Consider the following 25,854-nt stretch of genomic DNA (forward strand, 5'->3'; position numbering starts at 1 on the left):
CGGTTAGAAAAGTTTTTGGAAAACCAGGGCTCTCCCCGAGGATCTGCTACCGGGGAAGAGGCATCAGAGCATTCGGGAAGAGACCAGGTTCTCCAAGCTAAAACATTCCGGGAATCACTTCCTCTCCGGTTTGAGCGAAGGTTTCTTCTTGTTCGGTTAGGTACTGCTTCCAGGCCTGCGCATTCCAGATCTCAACTCGAGAACCGGCGCCAATAACCGCTAGCTGCTTTCCTAGATCCGCATAGGCACGCAGCTGGGGAGGTATCACGATCCTGCCTTGTTTATCGGGAATCTCATCAGAGGCACCGGAGAGCATTACCCGCACATAGTCACGTCCTTGACGGGAGGAAAGTGGAGCCTGGCGCAATTCCTGGTACATCCGCTCGAACTCTAAAGCGGGGAAAACATAGAGGCAACGCTCTTGACCTCGAGTGATAACTAAACCACCCGCTAGTTGCTCGCGGAATTTAGCTGGAAGAATCAAGCGTCCTTTATCGTCCATTTTGGGTTCATAGGAACCTAAAAACATCGGCGCTTCCTCCTTTCCAACCAGATAACTCCACTTTACCCCATTTTCCTCCACTTAGGTACATAATAACGGCTTTTTAAGGAAATTAATCGAAAAAAATTACCGATCTTACCTGCGAAGACAACATTCGAATCAAAGTGGAGCAAAAATCTGATTCTGACTGATATTTCAGGAAAATAAGCAGATTAGAGATAGGCACCGCCAACTGCGGAAAGCAGTGCCGCTAGTGGGGCAGTAAGAAGTTAAAAGACAGCCAACCAAGGGCTCAAAACCGTATTGCTTAGGATGCGGTCAGGTATTTATAGAAAAGATAGGAAAACAAAAAGAAAAACGAACTATCTAGTGCTCGCCGTGGCGATGATTCCACTTGTCCTCTTGCCGTTGCTTAAAAGAGCGCGCCGCGGAAGGACCCTTAGCGGAAGATTGGCGTTTCCCAGCTGATATACCGGGATTCACCCCAAAGCCGGAAAAACGAGAGTTCATAGGCAAAGTCACTGCAAACAGCACCACTACAAACCCCGCGACCGCTACCGCTACTGCTAAGAGCTTGGAGATGGTCCAAACAGAAATCCCCACAATTAGCAGCGCAATCCCCGCTAGGATTAATAAAGTCATAGCAGCGAGAAGCTTAGGAGAAAAGTTCAGTTTTTGCGATTTTTCCGGCACTGAACCCGTGGAATCTGGAGTTTTATCCACGCGGACATCAGAGAATTGGCGTTCCATGTCTGCGAGAATCTGTTTTTCTTTCTCAGATAGCCCCATGCTAGTTCTCTCCTTTCCGCGTCGGTGCTTCCAGCATAAAACAAAAAGCTAACTCAGTCAGACTCAGTTCCATACCCTGGAGCGCTATCATTCTTTCCTGGTGTAACTAGCGTAGCCGGGCGGAGGGAAGTATCGCCAAATTTTTGGTGAATTTTATCCATCGCTATTTCCGTGGCGCGTCCGCGAGTGTCACTCCCCCACGCCATCTGAACCCCAGAGGTGGCGGAGATTAACTCTTTAGTGGTTACCCCTGCCAGACGAATTCCTCCTTTAGGCAAATTTTCTTTCGCGAACAATCCCAATGCGGCCCTCGCAATATCGCGGGCAACGTCGGTAGGCTGGCGCAGGGTGCGAGAGCGTGTCCAGGTACGAAAATCTGCAGCCCGCAGTTTGATAGTCACGTTGCCGGCTAATAGATCATTAGCTCGCAGCCGGGCCGCACACTGATGGGATTGGTCCAATAAAGTAGCCGCAATTGTCTCCCGGGAATGCACGTCCCGCAGAAAAGTGGTTTCTGTACCGATGGATTTTTCTTTGCTACCGTCGCCAACTCGGCGCGAATCTTGCCCCCGGCACAGCTGGTACAGCCTCACCCCTAGAGCCTTTCCGAACAGCGAATTTAGCTGGGCAATATCTAGAGAGGTAAGTTGTCCAACCGTCTGAACTCCTTTGCGCTCCAGTTTCGCCCCCGCAGCGGCCCCGATCCCCGGGATGGCGCCCACCGGTAGGATCTGTAGAAACTCCCTAGTTTTTTCTGCCGGCACCAGCAATATCCCATCCGGTTTGGCGTGCGCAGATGCAATTTTAGCAACCAGCTTATTACGCCCGATTCCTACCGAGGCCGGTAGCGAAAGTTCCTCGCGAATCCGCTGGCGCAACAGCTGGGCTATTTCTAAGGGAGTCCCCAGTCTCCTCCGCGCTCCGGAAACCTCTAAGAAAGCCTCATCAATCGAGATTTGCTCCATCACCGGGGTGATTTCCCCCAGAATCTTCATCACTTTTTTCGACAGCTGCGAGTAATAACCATGCCCGGAGGCGACAACTATCGCTTGGGGGCAAAGTCGTTTGGCCTGAGAAACTGGCATCGCGGCGTGCACTCCTTGTGCTCTCGCCTCGTAGGAGGCTGAGGAAACCACTCCCCGATTGCTCTTTCCCCCCACAATTACCGGTTTGCCCCGCAACTGCGGGTTGCGCAGAATCTCCGCCTCTACGAAAAAAGCATCCATATCGACATGCAGAATCGGGGTTCCGCTATCATCGCTGCCCCAATCACGTTTGGCGGCAGCGGACTGAGGAGCTTTACTCACCGGTCAGTGCTCTCTACTGTCCCCGGCTTCATCTGCTTTGCTCTGCCCAGCTGTTTTAGGGTCGGGTTCCTGATTACTGCCAGGAGGCGGAGCGGGGGTACTGGGACCAATATTTCCCGAGTGACCCTGCGCCCGCTGGCGCTTTAGATGGGAACGTCGCGGCGGGAAATACCTGCCCTTCGGGGCATCTGCGCGAGAAACCGACTGTTTGTCGGCGATTGCTTGCCGCTTGCCGACAGCTTCCTCTTTAGCCGGAGCGGAAGATTTTTCAGGTTGACTATCTGCGGCTTTAATTGCCTGCTCGGGTAGGCGGGGATTAATTTCGATCCGCTGACGCGCGGCTACCTTTTGTGCCAGATGAGCCAGCAAATCGTCGCGTCCCGCCAAAAGCCCCTCCGCGGTTTCTTCTGAGGAGTCTTGGGGATTTACTTGCGCTAAGAACCTCTCGATACGTTCAGCTATCGCATCCCCAGAACGAGAATCTACCGATTCCGCCAAAGACTTAGGATGCAACTCTCCCCAGGGTTGGGTCAGCGCCTCATCATAGTGCTGTTCCATTTTTTCGATCAGTTCTTTGGCCTCTGGATTTTCATCCAGCTGCGCGCTGACCTCTTTAATCATTTGAGCACTTGCCGCTTCCAGATCCCCCATCGGCAAATCCAGATTCATGGTTTCTGAAAGATACTGAATAGCACTAACCGCCCCCGGCGGGTACTGCCCATCAGCCAAGTAGTAGGGAACCCCCACCACAATTCCCCGCGCTTGCACCGAAATCATCTTGAACAGCATCTGCAGATACTGCCCGAAAGAAGCGGTGATGATAAAAGTACCCGGCATCTCGGTTTGCGGAGGTAGCAGATCCGGATTCGGAGAAGTCTGGTTAATGAAGGGAATCCGGGTGTGGGGGATGTTGGCGGCGATCCCCATCAGATCAACCGCCTGTTTTACCCCCATCTTCTGGCAAACCTCAAAAATTGCCAGGGAAAAATCTTCCCAGTTGATATCGGGTTCCAGACCGCGCAGCAGCAAAATATTACGGCCAGAATAATCGGTTATCCGCTCCAGGTTGCAACTGGGATAGCGCATATCCGTCATCGTCCAATTTTCAATAGTTATTCGCGGGCGCCGCGCCCGATAGTCCAGCACCGTCTCTAGGGCGAAACGTGCAACTTCTTCATGAGGAAGGGCATGCAAGAGCTGTTCAATAATCATTCCGCCGATATCGCCGGAATCTATCGCCCCTGAAAAGGCATAGAGCAGCACCTCGGCCTGCGTATTCTCGTAGGCAGGACCGGGGATTATAAAACGGCTGCGATCTGTCATCTACCCTCCATTCTTTAGTCCAGCCTACCTGGCATGCGCCGCTCGCGCACCGCCCCTCGCCCGAGCTATGCGGTTTTCAGATTTAGCGGGTATAATAGACGCCTACTTTTCTCAAGGGAAGGGGAACTTCTTGACTGATCCCGCAGAACTTGCTCGTGAGCAGGCGGAAGTAGATCGCATCTACCAGGTGTTAGATGATGCGCGCACCGGCTATCGCAAGCGTCAACGCCAGGTACAGGCACTAGGCGCCACTGGTTCCCCACAAAACCGCTCTGAACGTGACGTAATGGCAGCTCATTTAGGAGATCAAGCTAGCCGCTTAGAACGAGTGGAAGAACGCCTCGTATTTGGAAAATTGACTCCCCTTTCGGGCAATGAATTCTATATTGGCCGGGTAGGGCTGCAAGATAGCAACCATTCGCAGGTGCTAATGGATTGGCGGGCCAGCGCCGCTACTGCCTTTTATCAGGCAACTGCCCGCCAACCGATGGGAATGGCTAGTCGGCGCCATATCGGTTTACACCGCCGGAAGGTCACCTCGCTAGAGGACGAACCCTTTGACCTATCCCATGCACATCAAGAAGGGGTAGAGCTGCAAGGCGAAGGGGCGCTGTTGGCATCGCTACAAGCAGAACGCTCCGGCCATATGGGAGATATTGTGGCCACTATTCAAGGGGAACAAGATCGCATAATCCGCGCTAACACCTCCCAAATCCTGGTAATCCAGGGCGGGCCGGGCACCGGGAAAACCGCAGTGGCATTGCATCGCGCCGCCTTTTTGCTCTATGAACAGGCAGAACGCTTAGCGAAATCCGGGGTGTTGATAGTAGGCCCTTCCCCCGCTTTTTTACGCTACATTGAGCAAGTATTACCTGCCCTGGGAGAAACCGGGGTGGTCTCCACCACCATGGCAAATATATTGCCCGGCACTGGCGCCCAGGGAAAAGAACACCCGAAGATCGCGGCTTTAAAAGGTGATTTACGCTGGGTAAACCTGATTAAAAATACGGTGCGCTCTTTGCAGCGGGTTCCAGAAGCGGATCAACAATTAGCGGCGGGCGCAACTAAACTGGTGTTGCATCCGCGAGTAGTAAAAGAGGCAATTCGCCGAGCGCGTCTAAGCGGCAAGCCTCACAACCAGGCGCGGGAAATCTTTGTTTCCCAGGTGTTGGATTCCTTAACTGACCAGTACCTAGATACTGAAACACGCCGCGAACAAGCAGAGCTAACCATAGCCGCCCAAGCTGCCGGCTTAGGCGAGATTGAATCCAATCGCGACGCCCTTTCTGAGCGGGCTCTGGTGCGTGAAGATTTGCGCTCTAACCTCAATGTCCGCCGGGTAATCAATCTTTGTTGGATGCCCTACTCTGCTCAAGATCTTTTGCGAAGACTTTATGCATATCCCGCATTCCTTGCCCGCTTTGCCAGCGAATTCAGTATCGAGGAACAAGAAATTCTTTACCGCCCGAAAGGAGACGCCTTTACACCCGCCGACGTACCCTTACTCGATGAGCTAGCGGAACTTCTCGGAGATTTGCCAGACGTTACCTCTCCCAGTTCCCGGCGTGCCCGATCTGCTGCCCGCGAGCGAGAGCGTACTCGTGCTCAGGCTGCGATCGAGGGGCAGGGACTGGGAGACGGAATTGTTTCCGCCAATATGCTGGCTCGCCGGGCAGAAGCCAGCCGAGAAGAGTGTTCTCTAGCGGAGAAAGCCTATGCCGACCGCACCTGGACCTATGGACACGTGGTGGTCGATGAAGCCCAAGAACTATCCCCGATGGATTGGCGTTGCCTGCTGCGGCGCTGCCCGTCGCGTTCATTTACCGTGGTAGGAGACCTAGCCCAGCGGATTACTAAAGGCGGTTCTTCTTGGAGCCAGCTGCTGGGACCTGCCAGCGACGCCCTGGAAGAAGAGGCCTATTTAACGGTGTGTTATCGCACTCCCAAAGAGATTATGGACTTAGCGGAGACAGTTACTGCCGCTGCCGGCCGCCCCTCCCCCTATCCGGTACAGGCGGTCCGACAAGATCCCGACTCGCTGATAACCAGGAAGGTAGCCGCAATTGACGGCCCAGCTTTAAGCGAAGCTATTACCGACGAGGTCAGCTACTTAGACCGCACCTTAGGTCAAGGGCGAGGACGCATTGCCCTGATTTGCAGCGACGGAGATTTCCCGGAGATTACCCCTCTGGTTTCTCAACTTTCCCTGGAGGTAGGTAGCGATCCGATTAGCGATCGAGTTTGTTTGCTATCTGCAGTTACTTCCAAAGGACTGGAGTTCGACAGCGTAATTCTGCTGGAACCGGCCCATATTTCTACCGAAAGCGTCGGAAATTTATTCGTGGCGATGACCCGCCCTACCCGCCACCTCGTCACCCTATATACCAGCCAGCTCCCCAAAGGGTGGAGCTAATAGGTTGGGACCGCAGAGCGGACAGTTTTGCCAAGCAAAGGCCGCGCTGAAAAGATAGAGACATGACGAAGGCAGTTTTACTTGAGGATCCGCACCAGGTAGCGGATGAGGTTTTTTCCAGTTACGACATTGAGATAGAGCGGGTCAAAGGCTCTCTAGACGAGGATGCTTTGATCGAACGATTGCAAGATGCCGATATCGTGGGTATCCGCTCAAAGACTCATATCACCTCGCGGGTAATCTCCTCCTGCCCGCGCCTGCAGGTAGTGGGGTGCTTTTGCATCGGGACCAATCAGGTAGATTTACCAGCTGCAACGAAAGACGGAGTCACGGTTTTTAACGCCCCCTATTCCAACACCCGCTCGGTGGTGGAACTGGCTATTGGACACATCATCAACCTGGCGCGCCACATTGAGACCCGTAACCACGATTTACAACGCGGAATCTGGAATAAGAGCGCCTCCGGATCACATGAAGTACGCGGAAAGACCCTAGGGATCATCGGTTATGGAAATATCGGAACCCAGCTTTCGGTACTGGCCGAGGCAATGGGAATGAATGTAGTCTTTTATGACTCCGCCCAGCGTTTGGCTATGGGTAATGCCCGCGCTTTACCCTCTATGGATGAAGTTCTAAAAACTGCCGATTTCATTTCCCTGCACGTTGATGGACGTAAATCCAACGAAGGTTTAATCGGCAAGCGCCAGTTTGAACAGATGAAAGACGGCGTGATTTTCATAAACTTGTCGCGGGGCACCGTGGTAGATGTGGAGGCCTTAGCAGAGAATATTCGTTCCGGAAAAGTTTCGGGGGCTGCGGTGGATGTGTATCCCGAAGAACCTAAGAAGAACGGAAACGAGTTCCACTCCCCTCTGCTGGGGCTGCCTAACACCATTTTGACTCCGCATATCGGGGGCTCTACCTTGGAGGCCCAGTTTGATATCGGTCAGTTTGTAGCACATAAAATAGCTGAATATTGGCACCGGGGCAGCACTGAAATGAGCGTAAATATGCCCAATTTGAACCTGAACGCGCATCCTGATTCTTTATATCGCTTGGCATTCTTACACGCGAATATGCCCGGGGTGCTAGGTCGTATCAACCAGGTTTTCGCCAACCAGGATGTGAACATTAATGGTCAGATCCTGGGCACCGAAGGTGAGGTTGGATACGCGCTTACGGATATTGCTTCCGAGCTGCCAGTCTCGGCGGTGGCAGAGATTCGTTCTATGCCCGAAACTATTGGGCTGCGGGTGTTATCTCTGCGCTAGTTTCATCCTGCTCAGCTCGGATTTCGTCAATGGCGGCTTGGAAATCATCCAGATCGTCGAATGAGGAATATACCGAGGCGAAACGGAGATAGGCGACAACGTCTAGTTCTCTAAGCGGCCTGAGAATGGCGCGTCCAATCGAATGGCTATCGATTTGCGATTTCCCCGTGGCACGCAGGTCTTCTTCCACCTGCTGCGCTAGTTTCGCCAGGTCATCGTTACTGACCGGACGTCCTTGGCAGGCTTTCTTTACTCCGCTAACTACTTTCTCGCGGGAAAAAGGCTCCAGGATCCCCGAACGTTTGCGTACTGAAAGAGCCGCAGACTCGATAGTGGTGAATCGTTTATTGCACGCGGTACACTCCCGGCGCCGCCGAATAGCGTTGCCGTCTTCAGCGGTTCGCGAATCAATTACTCGAGAATCATCGTTATGACAGAACGGACAGTGCAAGGTTTCCCCCATGAATAAACAACCTGGAGGTCTAGCTTATCGCAACATATGACACTCTTGCATCACTGCCCTCTAAGAGACGATTCCGCAAGCAGAGATCAGCTTACAAAATGCGCATTTGCGTCCCCGGGGATAGCGACTTGCGGCGGGGAGCCGGCAGTTAATTTACTGTCCTAAAAGTAGATCCGCAGAGGATGCCTGACTATTTTCTGTCACCAGCTCCCCAGATACTTGCGGCACTGCTTGATCCCCAGCTCCTGCTGCATCCCAATACCATCCCAGGCCGGTACCGGCGATCAGGGCCGCAGCTACTGCTAGTAGGCCTAGGCAAACCCGGAATAGTTTCCGGCTGATCCGGGGAACCCAGAGGTTGCGAGTTAGCTTGTTTTGGGGAGCCGAGCGCCGCGCACTGTCTTGGTTTTCCGCGTTGGCAGCGGGAGGAACCGCTGCCAACATAGGTTCTACCTTGACAGAGCGCCGCGCTCGGCGCGCCCACTGTGGAAGCGAGTCAAAAGCAGCTGCCGCTCCCTCCGTACGGTTCTCCCTACCGACGGCGAGTGGACAGGTGAGTTTTGATCCCGCAGGATGGCGGGTCTTTGCCCGCGCACGTTCTAAATAGGTAGCGTCGACCAACTGCAGGTGAGGGCGTTTGCTTTTTACCGTTGGCTGCTGCGCCAACTGGTAGTCCCCCAAACCCACTACCCGTTTTTGGGCTAGTTCTTCCAGATTGAAAGAAAGCTGTGTGGACATGACTTTACCTTTCTCGAACAAATGTTCTTCGAACATCTGTTTGATAGACTAGCGATAACCGGTAGGAAAATCAAGCGAAAATTCCAAATTTGTCGAACAAATGTTTGCATAATGGGTCACAGTTTCCTAGAATCGGTTTACGAAGGCGGGAGGAACATGAGACAAGAACCAGAGCGCGAACTAGACCTTGCTGACCTACGTCCACGTACGCGCAGTATTTTTGAAGCAGTCTGTGCCGGGATTCGTGATCGCGGCTATCCTCCCTCGGTGCGGGAAATAGCTGCTGCAGTAGGGCTATCGTCTTCCTCAACCGTAAAACATCATTTAGATAACCTGGTCAGCCAAGGGTTTTTACTTCGCGCAGCCGGGCGCAGTCGCGCCCTCGAAATTAATCCCCAGTTCGCTCCGCATGCTACTCCAGATGAGACAGCCCCCAGCAACATTTCTGCAAATGCGGAAGTTGCTCCCTTAAACCATCACGCCATTCCCTTGGTGGGTCAAATTGCGGCCGGTACTCCTATCGACGCCCAGCAACACATCGAGGACGTTTTTACTCTCCCCACCCTACTTACCGGGGATGGCGAGCTATTTATGTTGAAAGTCCACGGCGAATCCATGATTGATGCGGCGATTTGCGATGGCGATTGGGTGGTGGTGCGCCGCCAAAACGTGGCAGAACTTGGCGAAATCGTAGCCGCCATGATTGACGGCGAAGCCACCGTCAAAACTCTGGCACGCCGTGAGGGGCATATCTGGCTCCTCCCCCACAACCCGGCATTTACTCCCATTCCTGGCGATAACGCCACGATTTTAGGAAAAGTCGTAACCGTTCTGCGGGCGCTATAAAAAAGTAATTGCTTCTTTTTTCTAGGGATTTCCATCCCAGCTATTAGCCTTCACCCGTCAGTTTAATAACCCTTGATTAGCAGTTTATTTTTCCGATCATTTGCTTTTGTACTGCCGTTTTAACTTCGACTTCCTTAACGTGACTTCTTCTACAGTGAATTTTTTTGCGTTTAGTTGCCTCACCTGCTTAACATAGACAAGCCGACGCGGGGTGGAGCAGTTCGGTAGCTCGCCGGGCTCATAACCCGGAGGTCGTTGGTTCAAATCCAGCCCCCGCTACTAAGGAAAATCCTGTAACTCAACGGTGCGCGGGGTTTTCTTGCGGGCTTTTGGCAACTGCTGGTCATACTGTCCGTTATGAATCTCATAGACCGATTTTGGGTTGACGGCTATTGGGTAGGACATACGAACGCATGGGAAATTCCGGGAACGGAAGACCTGAAACCGTACATCACCGCAAAAGACAAACAGAAAAAGTGGCTGTTCGGCACAGTTGGTATGGCGGTCATTTCGGCAGCACTGGCGGCAATCATGATGCTTTTTATGGAAAGCTGAGGCGATAGAAATGCTGTTTCAAACATACGGCGACAGGAGGAATCCTGCCGTGCTGTTCTTTCATGCAATGGGTGTGACAGGATCGAGCAGCGAACCGATTGCGAGGTGTTTGCAGGATCGATATTTCTGTATCTTGCCCACCTCCACCGTTTACTGTGAGGGGCAGAAATATGTCAGCAAGCTGGACGAAATACGGCAGGTGGAGGGCTTTCTGCATCGACAGGGCGTGGAGCGGCTGGCGATGGTGGTCGCTTCTTCCATCGGTGCAGACCTTGCCATGGCGTTTCTGACGCAGATGAAGCTGCCCGTGGAGCACGCTTTCTTTGACGGCGGGCAGTTCGCCCAAATCGGAAAGGGCATGCGTCGTATCATGACGCCGTTTCTGTATTTTGCCATCAAGAGCCTGTACTGGTCGAAGGGCGGCACACTGAAAAAGATTCTGTGGTGTGACGACGATTCCATAAAGCCGCATTTTATAGCCGCAGGGGAAAATCTGACCTATACAAATTTGCGCCGCCAGATGGCGGACAGTCTGGAGGACAAGCCCTTTCCGCCGCTTCCCGAGAAGCTGCAAGAGCATACTTATTTCGAGTTCGGCAGCAAAGAGGAGCATTTCAAATACCGTCAAGCAGTGATGGAAGCCTACCCCTGCGGCCATTATCCCGTGTTTGAGGGATACGATCACATGCAATATCAGATTCGTGATCCGAAGGGGTTCGCCGAAATGCTGGCACACATCGCCGAGCGTGACTGTATGCCGGAACTGCCATTTATCAGAAAGTGAGTGATACCCATGAAATACAAAATCGAGAAAAACACCGTACAGGAGACGCTGATCATTCCGCTGTATGCGCGGAAGGTCTGCTCAGAACTATACCCGAATCTCAACCGGGACGAAACAGCGGTTCGCCTGATTGACGAGATCGACTACGATTTTTCAGAGGCGGAGAAAAACTCCCGCGGCCTGATGCAGCGTTTCGGTTCACTGGAGGTTGCCATGCGGCAGAACGATCTGGCATGGGAGGTGCGCGACTATTTGAAGGCTCACCCCAACGCGGCGGTGGTCAATCTGGGCTGCGGGCTGGACAACACCGGCAGAGCCTGCGACAACGGCAGCTGCAAAATTTACAATCTGGACTTTCCCGATGTCATAGCCGTGCGTAACGAGCTTTTGCCCGCCGGGGAGCGTGAGGAAAATATCCCATGCGATTTGAACAATACCGAATGGTTTAGAAAAATTGACTCTTCAAACGGTGCGGTATTCTTTGCCTCCGGCGTGTTCTATTACTTCCTGACCGAGCAGGTCAAAGCTCTTGTGCAGGGTATGGCAGACGCCTTCCCCGGCGGTGTGCTGGTGTTTGATGCTGCCAACCGCACGGCGGTGAAGATGATTGCAAAAACGTGGCTCAGGACTGCGAAAATCAAGGATGTGGGCGCGTATTTCGCGGTTTCGGACGCTCCCCAAGAGATCAGTGCGTGGGATAGCCGCTTGCAGGTCACGAGCCGCGGCTATATGCTGGGCTACAACGATTTGAAGGACCCGTCCGTCAGCGGCTTTTTCCGTTTTCTTGCAAAGGTCGGGGATAACAGGATGAAAATGCAAATTGTGAAGATCGGTTTTGAAGGCAATCAATGAAAATTCTGGTATACGGTGCAGGCGTTCTGGGGTGCAATCTGGCAAGAAATCTGCTGCGTGCCGGAAAGGACGTCACCTTGCTTGCGCGGGGAAACTGGGCAGCGGAAATCAAGCAGAACGGACTGCGGATCAAGGATAAGTTTTCGCCCCGCGTATCAATCAGCCGCATTCCGGTGGTGACTGAACTTGCACCGGATGCAATGTACGATGTAATCTTTGTGGTCCTGCGCTATACGCAGCTGGATTCTGTTCTGGACACGCTGCGGGCGAACCGGACAAGGAACATCGTTTTTGTGGGGAACAATGTGCAGGCGAGGGCACTGGTGGCGGCGCTGCCGGGGAAGAACGTCCTGTTTGCCTTTGCGCTTTCTGCGGGGCATCGGGAGGTTGACCGGGTGGTCTCCATCGACCTGAAAAAGATCACCATCGGACAGCTGTCGGGTGCATCCTCCAATAAACAGCTGATCAGGCGCATCTTCCACGGCACAAAATATAAGGTTGTTTATGAGCCGAACATGGAGGACTATCTGCTCTGCCATGCCGCGTTCGTGATGCCGGCGGCCTTCGCCTGCTATAAGACGGACGGCAACCTGAAAAAGCTCAGGGTCGACACTGCATACCTGAACCGTTTGCTGGATGCCAACATAGAGGGCTATCGTGCCATACGCAATGCTGGACACGACATTTTGCCAAAGGCGGACGCAGATTTTGAGAGTGAAAAGTACCGCAAGACCTGCCTGCGCTTTTTCAAGCTGATGTGCACCACCTCGCTGGGAAAACTCTGCGCCTCCGACCATGCCATGAACGCCATCGACGAAATGAGTGCGCTGAACCGGGATCTCAAGAAATTTTTCGATGCGAACGGCGCAGCCTACCCGGTATGGCAGGCACTGGAAGCGGAAGCCGGGAGGTATCTGCAATGAAATACGCTGGAATGCCCTTTGGAATGTGGGTGCTGTTTGCTGGCTCCTTTCAAAAGCAGCTGACCGCTGTGCTGGGCTATGATGCAGCTACCGCAAAAGCCATCACGAAAAAGGCAAAGCCACAATACCGGCAGATCATTGCTGGTTTGCCGGAGTTTGAAAAAGCGGACCGCTTCAAGATGAACATCGTCAACTGCGCAATGCTCGGCGCGTTCATCCTCTCCATGCCGCAGCGCCCGGAGGTGGACAGGCTGACGGATTACTACGCAAGATCCATGATGACAGCGCCCATGCAGTGGTTCTGCCGCAAGAGCGGAAAGAGCAAATTTACCGAAAAGGACATTGCCGGTATGAAAGCCACCGCCGCGCTGAGAGCCGCTGACCGCAACCCCTACTCCTGGAACATGGAGTTTTACGAATACCCGGATGGCAGCGGCTACGAGGGACGCTTCACCAAATGCGGCATCTGTGTGCTGATGAAAAAGCTGGGGCTATATGACCTCACTCCCGCGCTGTGCCGTCTGGACTACACCATGAGCGAGGCGGGCGGCGCGACTGATTTTGTGCGGCAGTACACTCTCGCCTCCGGCGGCCCATACTGCGACTGCGGGTATAAAAAGAAGGGCTTCGTGAAGTCTGAGACGGAGGCCGGACGATGAAGGAAACCTATCTTTCCCGTGATTTTCGGGAGACTGCGGCACAGTGCTTTCCCTCGCAGGCCAAGGAGCTGAATGCTTTTTTTGATGCGCGGTTGAATGTGCTGCTGGCTGAAAATGCAGATGCAAGCAAGGAAAAGCAATACCACCTCAAGCGGCAGATATTACCGGGCATTTCGGCCTACGAGACCTTGCAGCGGGTCATGCCGAAAGAGGAGGCACTGCAAACCGTTCACGGCTATGTGGAGCGCTTGGCGAGAACGAGCCACAAACAGCTTGCCGCCCTGCTGCACATACCGGGGCTTTACCGCCTTGTTCCCGGCGTTTTCGTCAAATCCACCCGGAGCGTTTTCGGCCCGGCGGCGGGCTTTGTCCCAAAAGAGCTGCAGACCGGCAACGACATCTGGCGTGTGGATATGATGAAGTGTCCCTATCACGACACCTGCGTAGAATACGGCTGCCCGGAGCTGTGCCGCTGTTTTTGTGACAGTGATGACATCAGCTATACCGGGCTGCATCCGAAGCTGATCTGGGAGAGAACCATAACGCTGGGGCGCGGCAATGATCGCTGTGATTTTTGCATGAAGGTCCGATAATAGCGGGGAGGCATATTGGCATGGAGATCAAACGATTCGGCGATATGCGGGGAAAGACCATTATGCTGCTGCACGGAAATCTTATGTGCTGGCGGCAGTTTTAGGATTTGATCCCGCTGCTGGAAAGGAAATTCTGCGTGTATGCCGTCAGCTTCGATGGCTTTGACGGAACAGGCAAAACAACCTACACGACCGCCCAGAATCAGGCGGACAAGTTGGCCGGTTATATTGAAAAAGAGCTTGACGGACGGCTGGATCTGCTTTTTGCAGAGTCGCTGGGCTGTGGACCGGCTGTTTTTCTGAAGGCTTCTCCAAACATTCGGATTGGTCGGATGATCCTCAGCGGGCCGGAGTATCTGGATTTCGGGGTGCTGAATCGACTGATCTTGAAGGTTATGCCACAAAAGCAGTATCGAACGGCACACGAAAAGTACATGCCTGCATGGGCACTGCGCTTTATGGGGCAGACGGAGCAGGGAATGCAGACCATGCTCCGCCGCATCCCGGATCATATCAGCTTGGAATCCGTCCGGGCCACTTGGGAGGCAGGACTTTATCTCTATCGAACGGACTTTTTGGTACAGCCCGATGCAAAGGTCGCCTGTTGGTACGGAGAAAAAGAAGGGCACATGAAAAAGGCCATCCAGCGGCTGCGGACGGCATATCCGGGTCTGATGGTCCGCTGCTTCCCGGGTTTTGGCCATGGCGATATCATCAATCATCCGGCACTGCTTGCGTCGGAGCTGGAACGCTTTCTGGCGGACGGCGAGACAGTGGGAGATGCGCAGCAGAATCAGGAAAGTGAAATACAATGAAAGTTACAACATTGGACGAGAAATCCATCCATGATATCGGCCACGCTTTCGGCTATTATGACTACGGAGAGGAAACGGGAATGGCCGCTGCCTTTTCCGGGAAAGAAGCCACTGCAAACTATATCTGCGCTTATGTGCGCGGGGTGCTGCGGGGCGGCTTTCTGCACACTATCAGCGAGCAGGGCGAGGGCTATATCGCCTATAAGCTGCCAAAGGAGAAGATGGGACTCAAGACGATGTGGCCCATTGCCTGCGGAATGCTGCGCAACTCCACCCTGAAGCGCCTTCTGCGGTTTGGTATCGCTATCAAGCGGGGAGGGGCTTCCCTGCAAGACCGCATGGACAAGGAAAAGAAACCCTACATTTTCGTTGGACTTGTCTGTGTGCGGGAGAAATATCAGGGGCAGGGATATATGCCAAAGGTGCTGGACATTGCCTTTGCCGAGGGAAATCGGCTGGGTGTGCCGGTGATTCTGGAAACGGATGCAAAATCTAAGTGCGACAAATATGTGCATCTGGGTATGGAACTTGCAGAAACGCATGATCTTGGCGCCTATGGCAAGATGTATGACCTGATCAAGTACCCGAAGCCGTCAAATGAAAACGGGACAGTGTGAGGAAAGGACAGTAGCGTAATGAAAAAAGAAGAAACGAAAAAGTTCCTCCGCTGGTGCATAGCGGTTGCGGTGTATGAGAAAAAGCACTCTGCGCATCTCGCAGGCTGACAGCGATTGCTGAATTGTCTGTGTTTTTTGCAGAAGTGCATCAGAACCGTTTTGCACAACTGTTCCGGAAACTGGATGCAGAGATCCGCACGGTTCCGGGCGGTCATGTGGGCTTCATCGTTCAGTCGGAACGGTATCTTGATTTGATGGAAGCATTTTTGCGGAAATTTTTTGAAGGAAGTCTTTCCGTGAAAAAGCACACCCAATGAAAAAAAGGAGTCTTGCATATGAAACCTGATTACAAAAACTGGATCCCCAAAGGGATGTTGTATTCGTTGATTGCCGGAACAGTGCTGTCGCTTGCGCTGCTGCTCATCTTTGGCGTATTCGGAATCGGTGTGAGCGGAAAACTGCGCATTGTGCTGGGGGTGGCATTCGGCATCGCCTTTGTCATCTGTGCAAAGTGCACCGAGTGGTGCGTGCATGCCTATCGGAGCTTTTCCTATGACGGCGAGCGCAAGCTCTCAAAGCAGATCATCGAAGGAACCGCGCATTATGTCACCCCGCCGGAGGGCGGCATTGGGCTGGATGTGGGCTGCGGCAGCGGTGCGCTGACCATTGCCTGTGCCAAACGAAACCCGCAGGGAAAAATGATTGGCATCGACCGCTGGGGCAAGGAATATGCTTCCTTCAGTCTGCCGTTGTGCGAAAAGAATGCCGCCGCAGAGGGCGTGACAAATATTTCGTTCCAACGCGGGAACGCTGTGAAGCTGGATTTTCCGGATGAGAGTTTTGATGCGGTGACAAGCAACTATGTCTATCACAACATCACCGGAGAGGATAAGCAGGTGCTTTTGCTGGAAACGCTGCGGGTGCTGAAAAAAGGTGGAACGTTTGCCATCCATGACCTGATGTCTGAGCGGCGATACGGGGATATGCAGGCGTTTGTCCAAAAGCTCAGGGAGATGGGCTATGAGCGTGTGGAACTGATCGATACGACCACGGGCAAATTTATGACCCCCAAGGAAGCCAAACGGCTGATGCTGCACGGTTCGACCCTGTTGGTGGGAAGGAAGTAATCAGTGTGGCATCAGCGAAAGCTGACCGTTCCCTTGCGGAAATTATGTAGGCAAGACTGCTAAGCGGTATATGGATGCAATGATGGCCTGTCCCCTCGGCGGCTGGGCTGCGTTTTTCGGGTCTGCAAATAAATCACGGGAGGAAAAGCGATATGAAATATAACGGTTTTTATTTCTGGATGTTCAAAAGCCCGATGAAAAAGGTTCTGGCAGAGAAATACGGCAGGGAATATGCCGCTGACATCATGAAAAAGAGCAAAAAAGTCTATCGTGAACTGGTCGAGAAAGCGGACGACATCGGTGACGATAACCCAATGGCGTACAACGAGCTGTTTGCCCTTGCCTTTGTCGCACCCTATGTGGCAAGTGAGAAAAAAATCCCGCCGGAAACCGTGCAGGAAATGATGCGCCGCTCACTCTATCATATCAAGTGGTACTTTGCAAAGACCGACTTGAATACCGACAAGGGTAAGGCGGAGAACAAAAAGAGCGTTGTCAAATACGCCAAGTGGTATACGCCCGAAAAGGAGGCGGAATACCCGACCTCCTTCAAGGTGGATTTTGACGGGCAGCCGTATGAGGGTGCCTGCTACTACCGCATCACCCGCTGCCCCATCTGTTCCTATGCGCGAAATCTCGGTGTTTCCGAACTTATGCCGTTGTTCTGCGAGCTTGACGAAGTGATGATCACGCTTCAGCATGGCGTTCTGCACAGGAAACAGACGCTGGCGAATGGCGGAGAGTATTGCGACTACTTTATTACAGGCAACAAAGAACGACCTTGAATCCTACTTCTGTTTCATCGGTGATGCCTGAATCGGAAAGCAAGGTGCTTCTTCACGATTCCTTTGCCTGGAGCTGCACCATTCCGTGCAGCCGCGATCATACCAGTTTGCATAAAAATTATTTGAAGGAGGTCTTTTCGTGAAAAACAGTCCGATCTTTCCCGGCTGATGGGTTATGCCGGGAACTACCGATATTTCACCTACGCTTCGTGGGTGCTGTCTGCGGTCAGTGCGCTGGTGGCGCTGGTGCCCTTTGTGTACATTTGGAAGATCCTGCGGGATGTGCTGAACGCCGCGCCGGACTATGCGCAGGCGGTGAACATCCCTCATTACGGCTGGATGGCAGTGTTGTTTGCAGTGCTGTCTTACCTTATTTACATTGCAGCGCTGATGTGCTCCCACCTGTCGGCGTTCCGGGTGGCGACCAATCTGCGGCTGGCGGTGTCGGAGCATTTGGCGGTGCTGCCGCTGGGCTTTGCCGAAACTTTTGGCAGCGGCAAGCTGCGCAAGATCATCAACGAAAGCACCGGAGCCGCCGAGACCTATCTTGCCCACCAGCTGCCAGACCAGTACAACGCCATCGCCACCCCGGTGGGGCTGCTGGTTTTGCTGCTGGCATTCGACTGGCGGCTGGGGCTGCTGAGCCTTGCGCCTGTGGTGCTGGCTTTCCTCATCATGGCGACCATGACCGGCAAGCGGATGGCTGAAAAAATGCGGCAGTACGGCAACGCCTTGGAGGCTATGTCCAACGAGGCGGTGGAGTATGTCCGTGGCATTCCGGTGGTCAAGACCTTCGGGCAATCGGTATTTTCCTTCAAAAAGTTCAAGGCCACCATTGATGAGTACGAGAAGTGGGTCATCTCCTACACCAAAGACCTGCGCCTGCCCATGATGTTCTACACCGCCGCCGTCAACGGCGTGTTCGCCTTTTTGATCGCGGGCGGGCTGCTGTTCACGGCACACGGCGTGACCCCGGAATTTCTGCTGAACCTGCTGTTCTATATCATCATCACGCCGGTGATCTCCCTGACTTTGACCCGCATGATGTACATGAGCGAGAGCAAGATGGTGGTGGCGGATGCGCTGGCACGTATCGACTCGGTGCTGGAAGCAGCGCCCATGCAGGTGCAGGCTGTTCCGCAGCACCCGAAGGATGCTTCCGTCACGCTACAGAATGTGCATTTCAGCTATGACGGCAAAACGGAGGTCATCAAGGGCGTTTCGCTGGAGATTCAGCCGGGGCAGACCGTGGCTTTTGTAGGCCCCTCCGGCGGTGGAAAATCCACGCTGGCAAACTTGGTCTGCCGGTTCTATGATGTGCAGAGCGGCAGCGTCCGGGTGGGCGGGGCCGATGTGCGGGCAATCCCCAAGGAAGAGCTAATGGATACCATCTCCTTTGTGTTCCAGAACAGCCGCCTGCTCAAGGACAGCATTCTGGACAACGTCCGTCTGGGCAGACCGCAGGCCACTGAAGTTGAGGTACTGGCAGCGTTGAAAGCGGCGCAGTGCATGGATATTGTGGAGAAGTTCCCGGCGGGTATCCATACCGTCATTGGCACCAAGGGCGTGTATCTGTCCGGCGGCGAGCAGCAGCGCATTGCCGTTGCACGCGCCATGCTGAAAAATGCGCCCATCATTCTGCTGGACGAGGCTACCGCCTTTGCCGACCCGGACAATGAAGCAAAGGTGCAGGCAGCCTTTGCTCGGCTTGCCAAGGGCAAAACCGTGCTGATGATTGCACACCGCCTGTCCACCGTAGCTAACGCCGATTGCATTTATGTGGTGCAGGATGGGCAAATTGCAGAATCCGGTACAAAGGACGAATTGTGTGCACAGGACGGACTGTTTGCCAGGATGTGGCAGGAGTATCAGGCATCGGTGCAGTGGAAGGTCGCAAAGGAGGGGTAAGAGATGATTGAAAAAATTCAACACGCCACGGCCAGCTCCCCGGAGGGCGCAAAGGGGCTTGTAAAGGGCGTTTTGGCGTGTGCGTTCCAGAACATGGCGTTCATGCTGCCCACCGGGCTGCTGTATCTTCTGGTAAAAGACCTGCTGGCAGGCTCCACAAGCGGAAGGGCCGCCTTCTATCTGCTGGGGTGCGTGGGCTGCTTTGCGCTGATTTTTCTGACCACATGGTGTCAGTATAACGGCACCTATTTTACTACTTATAAAGAGAGCGGCACCCGCCGCCTGACCCTTGCGGAGAGGCTGCGCAAGCTGCCCCTGTCCTTTTTCGGCAAGCGCGACCTTGCCGACTTGACAAGCACCATCATGGCGGACTGCGAGGTGCTGGAAAAGGACTGTTCCCACTTCATCCCCGGACTGTTCGGCTCCCTTATTTCCACCGCGCTCATTGCCCTGAGCCTGTTTGCATTTGAGTGGCGGATGGCACTGGCGGCCCTGTGGGTCATTCCGGTATCTGCTGCCATCGTGGTGGGCAGCTACCGGGTGCAGGACAGGGTACAGGCCAAGACTATGGCGGCGAAAATGGCCTGTGCGGACGGCATTCAGGAGTACATCGAGACCCTCCGGGACCTGAAAGCCAGCAATGCAGAGCAACGGTATCTGTCCGGCCTTTCCGACAAAATTCGGGCAGTGGAAAAGCAGTCCATCACGGCAGAGTTGGAAACAGCGCTGTTTGTGTCCTCTGCGGGCATGGTGCTCAAGCTGGGCATCGCATCGGTGGCGCTCACCGGCTCGGTGCTGCTGGTGCAGGGCAGCATCGACGTACTGACCCTGTTTCTGTTCCTGATGGCGGCATCCCGGATGTACGACCCCATGCAGGGCGCCTTGCAGAATCTGGCGGTGGTCATTGCCATGCGCACCAATGTGGGGCGGATGAACGAGATTCTGGACGCTCCCCTGCAGACCGGCAGCGAGCAACTGACCAATCAGGGCTGCGATATCGTGTTCGACCATGTGGGCTTTGCCTATAACTCCGGCGAGACGGTGCTACGGGATGTTTCCTTTACCGCAAAGCAGGGCGAGGTCACGGCACTGGTAGGCCCCTCCGGCGGCGGCAAGACCACCGTTTCCCGGCTGGCAGCACGGTTCTGGGATTACCAGAAGGGTCGTATCACCGTGGGTGGCATGGATGTTTCCCGAATCGACCCGGAAAAGCTCATGAGCCTGTATTCCATCGTCTTTCAGGATGTGACACTATTTGACAACACAATTCTGGAAAACATCCGTCTGGGACGCAAGGGGGCCACCGACGAGGAGGTCCTTGCGGCGGCAAAGCTGGCAAACTGCGAGGAATTTGCCGAGAAGCTGCCGGACAAGTGGAACACCAACATCGGCGAGAATGGCTGCGCTCTTTCCGGCGGCGAGCGTCAGCGCATTTCCATCGCCCGCGCCTTCCTGAAGGATGCGCCCATCATTCTGCTGGACGAGGCTACCGCCAGCTTGGATGTGGAGAACGAAACTGCCATTCAGGAGGCTCTTTCCCGGCTCATAAAACACAAAACTGTTCTTATCATCGCCCACCGGATGCGCACCGTAGCCGGTGCGGACAAAATCGTGGTGCTGTCCGACGGCGTGGTGGCCGAACAGGGCGCACCCGATGCACTTTATGCCCGGAACGGCCAGTACACCCACATGGTGGATCTGCAGACCGAAAGCCAGAGCTGGGTCATCTGACCCAATTCAAAAACAGCCCTTCGGCACAACAAAAAAGGACATCTATTCAAAAGAATAGGTGTCCTTTTTAGCACCCGAATCCGTCAGCTAACAGTCATGTTTAAATTACTTCCTTATCACTGCTAAGCCAAAGGTTGCAGGATTATTTATTTAAGCTGTATTTATCCCTTTTTCTGCCACAATAAAGGCATGAGTAATATTTTGTGGGCACAGCGAAAAAGCAAGAAACACTACGTAGGACAAAACGGTCGCGGCGCAAAAGTAGAAATCGGAATGGGTGAAAACCAGTTCACGCCCGGGGAACTGTTGCAGCTGGCGCTGGCCACCTGTCATACTTTTTCCGCCGATCACGTATTCGCTGCCGCTTTGGGTAAGGACTTTGACGCGACCGTGGGAGTAAGCGCCAAGAAAGACGAGCGCCGTGATTCTTATTCGCATCTGACAGTAGAAATGGTGGCTGATCTGTCTAGTCTCAGCGAGGAACAGGTAGCACAGCTGCGGCAAAAATCCCAGGAAGAAATCGATAAGTACTGCACCGTTGGCCATACCCTAGATGATGGTGCCAGCTACGACTTTGACCTGGTATCAGAATAGCGACGTCAGTTGGGATTATCCCTCCCGATGGCACAGTAGTCTGGCCTCGCCCTCAGAAAGAGCTAAGCGCTGGGGGTAACCAGCAAAGGAATTACCCCTGAATATGCGCGCGATTCTTATAGGCCGCTAGGCAGTCGCGGGCAACCGGGGTGTCATTATAGGCGTGGAAAACTCCCTCAATTTCTTGATAGGGCTCCGCGCCTTTGCCGGTAATTATTACCGTGTCGTCCAAGTCGGCTGCCAAAATGGCTTTGCGGATTGCGTCCCGCCGACAGGTAGTAATCTCGCAGACGTCCTTCATCCCGGGGCGTTCCTCTTTAATCCCACCAAGCAGCTCGGCGCGAATACTCTCCGCATTCTCAGTGCGGGGATTTTCGTCGGTCACCCAGAGCAGGTCCGCCTCTTGAGCAGCCACTTTTGCTAGCGGCACTCGTTTGGTGGCATCGCGATCCCCATCGGTGCCAAAAACCAGGTGTAGTTTTCCGGGTGTAAACTCTTGCATAGTCCGCAGAATCGAGGCCAGCGCCTCGGGGGTGTGGGCGTAATCATTGATTACCAACGGAGTTCCTTCATTACGCCGACTAACAATTTCGAGGCGTCCGGGAACTGCCAAGCTAGCTAAGCCCGCTTTTGCGGCCTCGGCAGGTATCCCAATTCCAGTGACCATTAAATAGGCAATCGCGGCGTCCTGGACATTAACCTCCCCGGGCAGGGCCACGGTGACTTCTTCCTCGCGTCCCCTATTCGGTTCCGTTTTCGCAGTTAAAGTAAAATCACAGGCCGCATGGGCAACATTGTTGACTTTTCGGGTTACTACCCAATCGGCTTTAGCAGCCGGATCGTAGGCAGATACTGTCACTTTATTGGTGTTGCATTTGTCTGCCAGCTGCTGCCCCCACTTATCATCGGTGCAGATCACACAGTAATCCGTAAATTCTTTGGAGCACAGCCGGGCTTTAGCTGCCAGATACTTTTCCATGGTGTGAAAATAATCCAGATGGTCATGCTGCAGATTCGTAAAACCGGTGGCATCAAACTTCATGCCTGCGACCCGCCCTAAAGCCAGAGCGTGAGCGGAGACTTCCACTACCGCGGCTTGCATTCCCTGCTCTACCCCGTAGGCTAAAATCCGCTGCAACATGGGGCCTTCAAACGTGGTGCGCGCAGATTGAATCCGCAAATCCCCCACCTGAGTTTCCGCAGTGGAAAGAATCATGGTGGATAGCCCGGCAGCTTCAAAAGCGGCTTTGGCAGCAAAACAAGTGGTGGTCTTGCCATTAGTTCCGGTCACCGCTACGGTTTTCATTTTCCCGGCCGGATTACCGAAAGCCCTGATGGCCAGGGGCGAGGCAGCTTCGCGGGGATCCGCTACCGTTACCACCGGTATTTTCAGTCCTTGGTCGCTGGCAATTTCCGCACCCTTGGCATCAGTAATGACCGCTGCTGCCCCCAGCGATTCCACCTCGCTTGCAAATTTGGCGGCATGTACATTCGCCCCGCCTACGGCGATAAAGGCCTCACCTGCCAAAATCTCATCGGAAGCCATTGACACTCCCCGCACCTGAACATTTTCCCAGGCGGGATCAATTTGGGTGGCAAAGTCCTCCACTAGATGCGCCAGCGAAACCGGAGCAATATTTTTAGGACGGAAATCTCGAAAAGTTACTGTCATGACCTCTACTCTAATAGCAACCCCTCTCTGGCGATAAAGAAAGTGAGCACTCCCTCCTCCCTTTTATTAAGGACGCACCGGTGTTCCTGCCCCTTTTGCGCAGATTTCCGCGAATACTTCGGGAGCGGTGAGACACTCTCCGAGTTGATTAGGCTTCCCGCTGCCGTGATAATCCGAAGACCCGGTGATTGCCAGTCCCAACAGCTTAGCTATTTCCCTTACTTCTGCCTGTTCTGCGGAGGTTTGTTCCGGATGGTAAGCCTCCAAAGCAAATAATCCCGCTTCTTTTAGCGCCGCGATGGTAGCAGCCGACAAGAATCGGCACTGCCGGCGGCCGGCTCGCGGGTGCGCCAGAACCGGGACTCCCCCGGCTTTTATTACCTGCTGAACCGCATAGCTAGTATCGGGAGCCTGATAATGCACATAGTATTTACTGGAAGTAGCTAGCACCTGCTCAAATGCGGCGCTGCGATTCGGAAAATACCCGCCCTTCACCAACACATCAGCAACGTGAGGACGCCCTATCGGGCTGGAACCAGCCTGCTCGGCAACTTGCGCGTAAGAAATATCGAAATCGACAGCTAGGCGTGCCACCATTTGCCGCATCCGTTGCTGGCGTGCCTCCACGGTTTTTGTGAATAGCTCCCTTAGCACCGGGCTTTGGGGATCGGGTAAATAGGCGAGCAGATGAGCAGTGATTCCCTCATGGGAGGTAGAAAGCTCCACCCCGGGCACTAAAGTAACACCGCACTGAGAAACCATTTTGGCGGCGGCAGCTATTCCCGCGAAAGTATCGTGATCGGTGAGGGCGATCGCATCCAATCCGGCCTGAGCCGCCAAGAGCATCACCTGCTCAGGGGTATCAGTACCGTCTGAACAGGAAGAATGAGTGTGTAAATCGATCCGCGCAGCCGCCATAGGACTATCTTAGATTACCGTGGCATGATGGAGGCATGGAAGAAAAGTTAGTAGCACCAGAGGAACAACCCTTAAAAGACCGGGTCAATAACCGCTCTCGCCGTATTGGCTCTGCGGCGTTTAGAGAATTTATAGGCAGCGGATGGGGGGAACGCAAAGATCCCGAGCCTATTCCCAGCCCCTCGCGGGATTTTTTGGATGCGCGCTATCAAAAACTAGGATCCCAGTTCCAGGGAGAACGCCTAGTGATTCCCGCCGGGAACTATAAGGTGCGTTCTAATGACTGTGACTATCGTTTCCGGGCACACTCGGCATTTGCTCATCTGACCGGGCTAGGCGGGGAACTAGAACCCGACGCTGCCCTAGTCCTGGAACCGCTGACCGATAAAGAGGGCACGCCCTTGGAAAACGCCCCCGAGAATACCGGCGCAGCCACCCATCGCGGGATCGTATTTTTCCGTCCCCAAGCTCCGCGCAGTAGCGAAGAATTTTATGCTGACTCCACCTATGGCGAGTTTTGGGTAGGACCGCGGATGACGCTTTCCCAGATGGAGGCGGTGACTGGCCTGGAGGCACGCCCCCTAGATACCCTCCCCGACCTATTGGCTAAAGACGCTGGTCTAGTGCAGCTGCGAGTGATTCGCGAAGTCGATACTTCCGTGCAGGCGGCGGTAGAGAAAGTACGCCGGGAAGCCGGGCTGCCAACCGGAGAGGACGCGCGGGGCCGGGATGAAAAACTCGAAGAGGCTGCTTCGGTGCTGCGCCTGCAAAAGGATGCGGCCGAGGTCAAAGAACTTCAGCACGCGGTTGCGGTTACTAAATCGGGTTTTGAAGCGATAATTCGGGCACTGCCACGCGCCATCCAGCACCACCGCGGTGAACGAGTGATTGAGGGTGCCTTCCAGGCTCGGGCCCGCGAAGAAGGTAACGGTCTGGGGTACGACACCATCGCGGCCTCCGGCAATCACGCCAATACTTTGCATTGGATTGATAATGATGGACCTGTCCACGAAGGTGATCTGATTTTGATTGATGCCGGAGTGGAAGCCGATTCTCTCTATACCGCAGATATCACCCGCACCTTGCCGGTAAATGGCAAGTTCAACCCGGTGCAGGCCAAAGTGTATAACGCGGTACTCGACGCCTGTGAAGCTGGTTTAGCACAAGCTAATAAGCCCGGCTGCAAGTTCAAGGATGTACATGATGCGGCGGTGGCGGCGCTGGTTAAACACTTGGATGCCTGGGGGCTGCTGCCGGTAAGTGCCGAGCAGACCCTATCAAAGGAAGGTGGGGAATACCGGCGCTGGATGCCGCATGGTATCTCCCACCACTTGGGGCTAGACGTCCATGACTGTGCCCTAGCGGCCCGGGATATGTATATGGACGCCCCCCTAGAGCCCGGTATGTGTTTCACTATTGAGCCGGGCCTCTACTTCCATAAAGATGACCAACTATTGCCGGAGGAACTGCGAGGCATCGGAGTTAGGATCGAGGATGATGTGCTAGTGGAAGCAGACGGCAGCGTACGCCGCATGTCGGAAGATATTCCCCGCACCATCGAAGAGGTAGAAGCTTGGATGGCGCGGGTACAAGCCGAGTAGCAATACCCGGTAGCTCAGATAGCCTCGAATTCTCCCGGCTGTTACTGAGCCGAGTCGGGGCGATGACT

The 25,854-nt window shown here is 54.1% G+C and carries 26 protein-coding genes and 1 tRNA gene; 19 read left to right on the plus strand and 8 right to left on the minus strand.

The window, feature by feature from the left end; translation table 11 throughout:
- Positions 1–97: 97 nt before the first annotated feature.
- The 4 genes from mraZ to AC1EKS_RS04990 form a co-directional block, all read right to left on the minus strand.
- Positions 98–529: a division/cell wall cluster transcriptional repressor MraZ gene (mraZ, locus tag AC1EKS_RS04975; RefSeq protein WP_481008999.1), complete on the minus strand. Its 432-nt coding sequence runs from the start codon at positions 527–529 to the stop codon at positions 98–100.
- 339 nt (positions 530–868) lie between these two features.
- Positions 869–1,291, minus strand: coding sequence for a DUF3040 domain-containing protein (locus AC1EKS_RS04980; protein WP_481009000.1), 423 nt, complete (start codon positions 1,289–1,291; stop codon positions 869–871).
- Between the two features lie 53 nt (positions 1,292–1,344).
- On the minus strand, positions 1,345–2,598 hold the full coding sequence (gene dinB / locus AC1EKS_RS04985; protein WP_481009001.1) for a DNA polymerase IV: 1,254 nt from the start codon (positions 2,596–2,598) through the stop codon (positions 1,345–1,347).
- A 3-nt stretch (positions 2,599–2,601) separates the two neighbouring features.
- Positions 2,602–3,921, minus strand: coding sequence for a PAC2 family protein (locus AC1EKS_RS04990; RefSeq protein WP_481009002.1), 1,320 nt, complete (start codon positions 3,919–3,921; stop codon positions 2,602–2,604).
- Between the two features lie 130 nt (positions 3,922–4,051).
- Between AC1EKS_RS04990 and AC1EKS_RS04995 the strand changes: the two genes are divergently transcribed.
- Both AC1EKS_RS04995 and serA read left to right on the plus strand, forming a co-directional pair.
- Positions 4,052–6,334, plus strand: a complete 2,283-nt coding sequence (locus tag AC1EKS_RS04995) for a HelD family protein (RefSeq protein ID WP_481009003.1) — start codon at positions 4,052–4,054, stop codon at positions 6,332–6,334.
- Positions 6,335–6,396: 62 nt separating this feature from the next.
- The gene (gene serA / locus AC1EKS_RS05000; RefSeq protein WP_481009004.1) at positions 6,397–7,605 is read left to right on the plus strand and encodes a phosphoglycerate dehydrogenase; all 1,209 of its coding nucleotides are present in this window, start codon (positions 6,397–6,399) and stop codon (positions 7,603–7,605) included.
- Here the strand turns inward: serA and nrdR are convergent.
- Complete coding sequence (nrdR, locus tag AC1EKS_RS05005; RefSeq protein ID WP_481009005.1) at positions 7,574–8,068, minus strand: transcriptional regulator NrdR; 495 nt, start codon at positions 8,066–8,068, stop codon at positions 7,574–7,576. The two genes, serA and nrdR, sit on opposite strands and share 32 nt — an antisense overlap.
- Positions 8,069–8,221: 153 nt before the next feature.
- Entirely contained in the window at positions 8,222–8,842 is a 621-nt protein-coding gene (locus AC1EKS_RS05010; protein ID WP_481009006.1) for a hypothetical protein, read from the minus strand.
- A 120-nt stretch (positions 8,843–8,962) separates the two neighbouring features.
- Here AC1EKS_RS05010 and lexA point away from each other — a divergent pair, with 120 nt between their 5' ends.
- The 16 genes from lexA (at position 8,963) to AC1EKS_RS05090 (ending at position 21,595) form a co-directional block, all read left to right on the plus strand.
- On the plus strand, positions 8,963–9,652 hold the full coding sequence (gene lexA / locus AC1EKS_RS05015) for a transcriptional repressor LexA (protein WP_481009007.1): 690 nt from the start codon (positions 8,963–8,965) through the stop codon (positions 9,650–9,652).
- Positions 9,653–9,857: 205 nt separating this feature from the next.
- A tRNA-Met gene (locus AC1EKS_RS05020) sits at positions 9,858–9,931 on the plus strand.
- Positions 9,932–10,009: 78 nt separating this feature from the next.
- On the plus strand, positions 10,010–10,207 hold the full coding sequence (locus tag AC1EKS_RS05025) for a hypothetical protein (RefSeq protein WP_481009008.1): 198 nt from the start codon (positions 10,010–10,012) through the stop codon (positions 10,205–10,207).
- A gap of 10 nt (positions 10,208–10,217) precedes the next feature.
- Entirely contained in the window at positions 10,218–10,991 is a 774-nt protein-coding gene (locus AC1EKS_RS05030; RefSeq protein ID WP_169771447.1) for an alpha/beta fold hydrolase, read from the plus strand.
- A 9-nt stretch (positions 10,992–11,000) separates the two neighbouring features.
- Positions 11,001–11,843, plus strand: coding sequence for a class I SAM-dependent methyltransferase (locus AC1EKS_RS05035; protein ID WP_481009009.1), 843 nt, complete (start codon positions 11,001–11,003; stop codon positions 11,841–11,843).
- Positions 11,840–12,766: a ketopantoate reductase family protein gene (locus AC1EKS_RS05040; RefSeq protein ID WP_481009010.1), complete on the plus strand. Its 927-nt coding sequence runs from the start codon at positions 11,840–11,842 to the stop codon at positions 12,764–12,766. Before AC1EKS_RS05035 ends, AC1EKS_RS05040 begins: the two co-directional genes overlap by 4 nt.
- Positions 12,763–13,425, plus strand: a complete 663-nt coding sequence (locus AC1EKS_RS05045) for an L-2-amino-thiazoline-4-carboxylic acid hydrolase (protein ID WP_481009011.1) — start codon at positions 12,763–12,765, stop codon at positions 13,423–13,425. The genes AC1EKS_RS05040 and AC1EKS_RS05045 overlap by 4 nt, the downstream gene beginning before the upstream one ends.
- Positions 13,422–14,018 (plus strand): L-2-amino-thiazoline-4-carboxylic acid hydrolase, encoded by a 597-nt coding sequence (locus AC1EKS_RS05050; RefSeq protein WP_481009012.1) that lies wholly within the window; start codon positions 13,422–13,424, stop codon positions 14,016–14,018. The genes AC1EKS_RS05045 and AC1EKS_RS05050 overlap by 4 nt, the downstream gene beginning before the upstream one ends.
- A 137-nt stretch (positions 14,019–14,155) precedes the next feature.
- Positions 14,156–14,833 carry a hypothetical protein gene (locus AC1EKS_RS05055; protein WP_481010279.1) on the plus strand — a complete coding sequence of 226 codons (678 nt, stop codon included), beginning with the start codon at positions 14,156–14,158 and terminating at the stop codon, positions 14,831–14,833.
- On the plus strand, positions 14,830–15,450 hold the full coding sequence (locus AC1EKS_RS05060) for a hypothetical protein (RefSeq protein WP_481009014.1): 621 nt from the start codon (positions 14,830–14,832) through the stop codon (positions 15,448–15,450). The genes AC1EKS_RS05055 and AC1EKS_RS05060 overlap by 4 nt, the downstream gene beginning before the upstream one ends.
- Before the next feature lie 128 nt (positions 15,451–15,578).
- On the plus strand, positions 15,579–15,767 hold the full coding sequence (locus tag AC1EKS_RS05065) for a hypothetical protein (RefSeq protein WP_481009015.1): 189 nt from the start codon (positions 15,579–15,581) through the stop codon (positions 15,765–15,767).
- An 18-nt stretch (positions 15,768–15,785) separates the two neighbouring features.
- Positions 15,786–16,577 carry a class I SAM-dependent methyltransferase gene (locus AC1EKS_RS05070; protein WP_481009016.1) on the plus strand — a complete coding sequence of 264 codons (792 nt, stop codon included), beginning with the start codon at positions 15,786–15,788 and terminating at the stop codon, positions 16,575–16,577.
- Positions 16,578–16,729: 152 nt separating this feature from the next.
- Positions 16,730–17,362, plus strand: coding sequence for an L-2-amino-thiazoline-4-carboxylic acid hydrolase (locus tag AC1EKS_RS05075; RefSeq protein WP_481009017.1), 633 nt, complete (start codon positions 16,730–16,732; stop codon positions 17,360–17,362).
- A gap of 168 nt (positions 17,363–17,530) precedes the next feature.
- A complete protein-coding gene (locus tag AC1EKS_RS05080; protein ID WP_481009018.1) occupies positions 17,531–19,270 on the plus strand; it encodes an ABC transporter ATP-binding protein in 1,740 nt (579 codons plus the stop codon).
- Between the two features lie 3 nt (positions 19,271–19,273).
- Entirely contained in the window at positions 19,274–21,001 is a 1,728-nt protein-coding gene (locus AC1EKS_RS05085) for an ABC transporter ATP-binding protein (RefSeq protein WP_481009019.1), read from the plus strand.
- Positions 21,002–21,190: 189 nt separating this feature from the next.
- Positions 21,191–21,595: an OsmC family protein gene (locus tag AC1EKS_RS05090; protein WP_481009020.1), complete on the plus strand. Its 405-nt coding sequence runs from the start codon at positions 21,191–21,193 to the stop codon at positions 21,593–21,595.
- A 91-nt stretch (positions 21,596–21,686) separates the two neighbouring features.
- Here the strand turns inward: AC1EKS_RS05090 and AC1EKS_RS05095 are convergent, their stop codons facing one another.
- Positions 21,687–23,267, minus strand: a complete 1,581-nt coding sequence (locus tag AC1EKS_RS05095) for a Mur ligase family protein (protein WP_481009021.1) — start codon at positions 23,265–23,267, stop codon at positions 21,687–21,689.
- A 66-nt stretch (positions 23,268–23,333) separates the two neighbouring features.
- Complete coding sequence (locus tag AC1EKS_RS05100; RefSeq protein WP_481009022.1) at positions 23,334–24,185, minus strand: PHP domain-containing protein; 852 nt, start codon at positions 24,183–24,185, stop codon at positions 23,334–23,336.
- 35 nt (positions 24,186–24,220) lie between these two features.
- On the opposite strand from AC1EKS_RS05100, the gene AC1EKS_RS05105 reads away from it, so the two are divergent.
- Positions 24,221–25,786, plus strand: a complete 1,566-nt coding sequence (locus tag AC1EKS_RS05105; protein WP_481009023.1) for an aminopeptidase P family protein — start codon at positions 24,221–24,223, stop codon at positions 25,784–25,786.
- Positions 25,787–25,854: the final 68 nt, after the last annotated feature.

The sequence above is a fragment of the Varibaculum sp. C0165D1 genome (genome assembly GCF_056590355.1).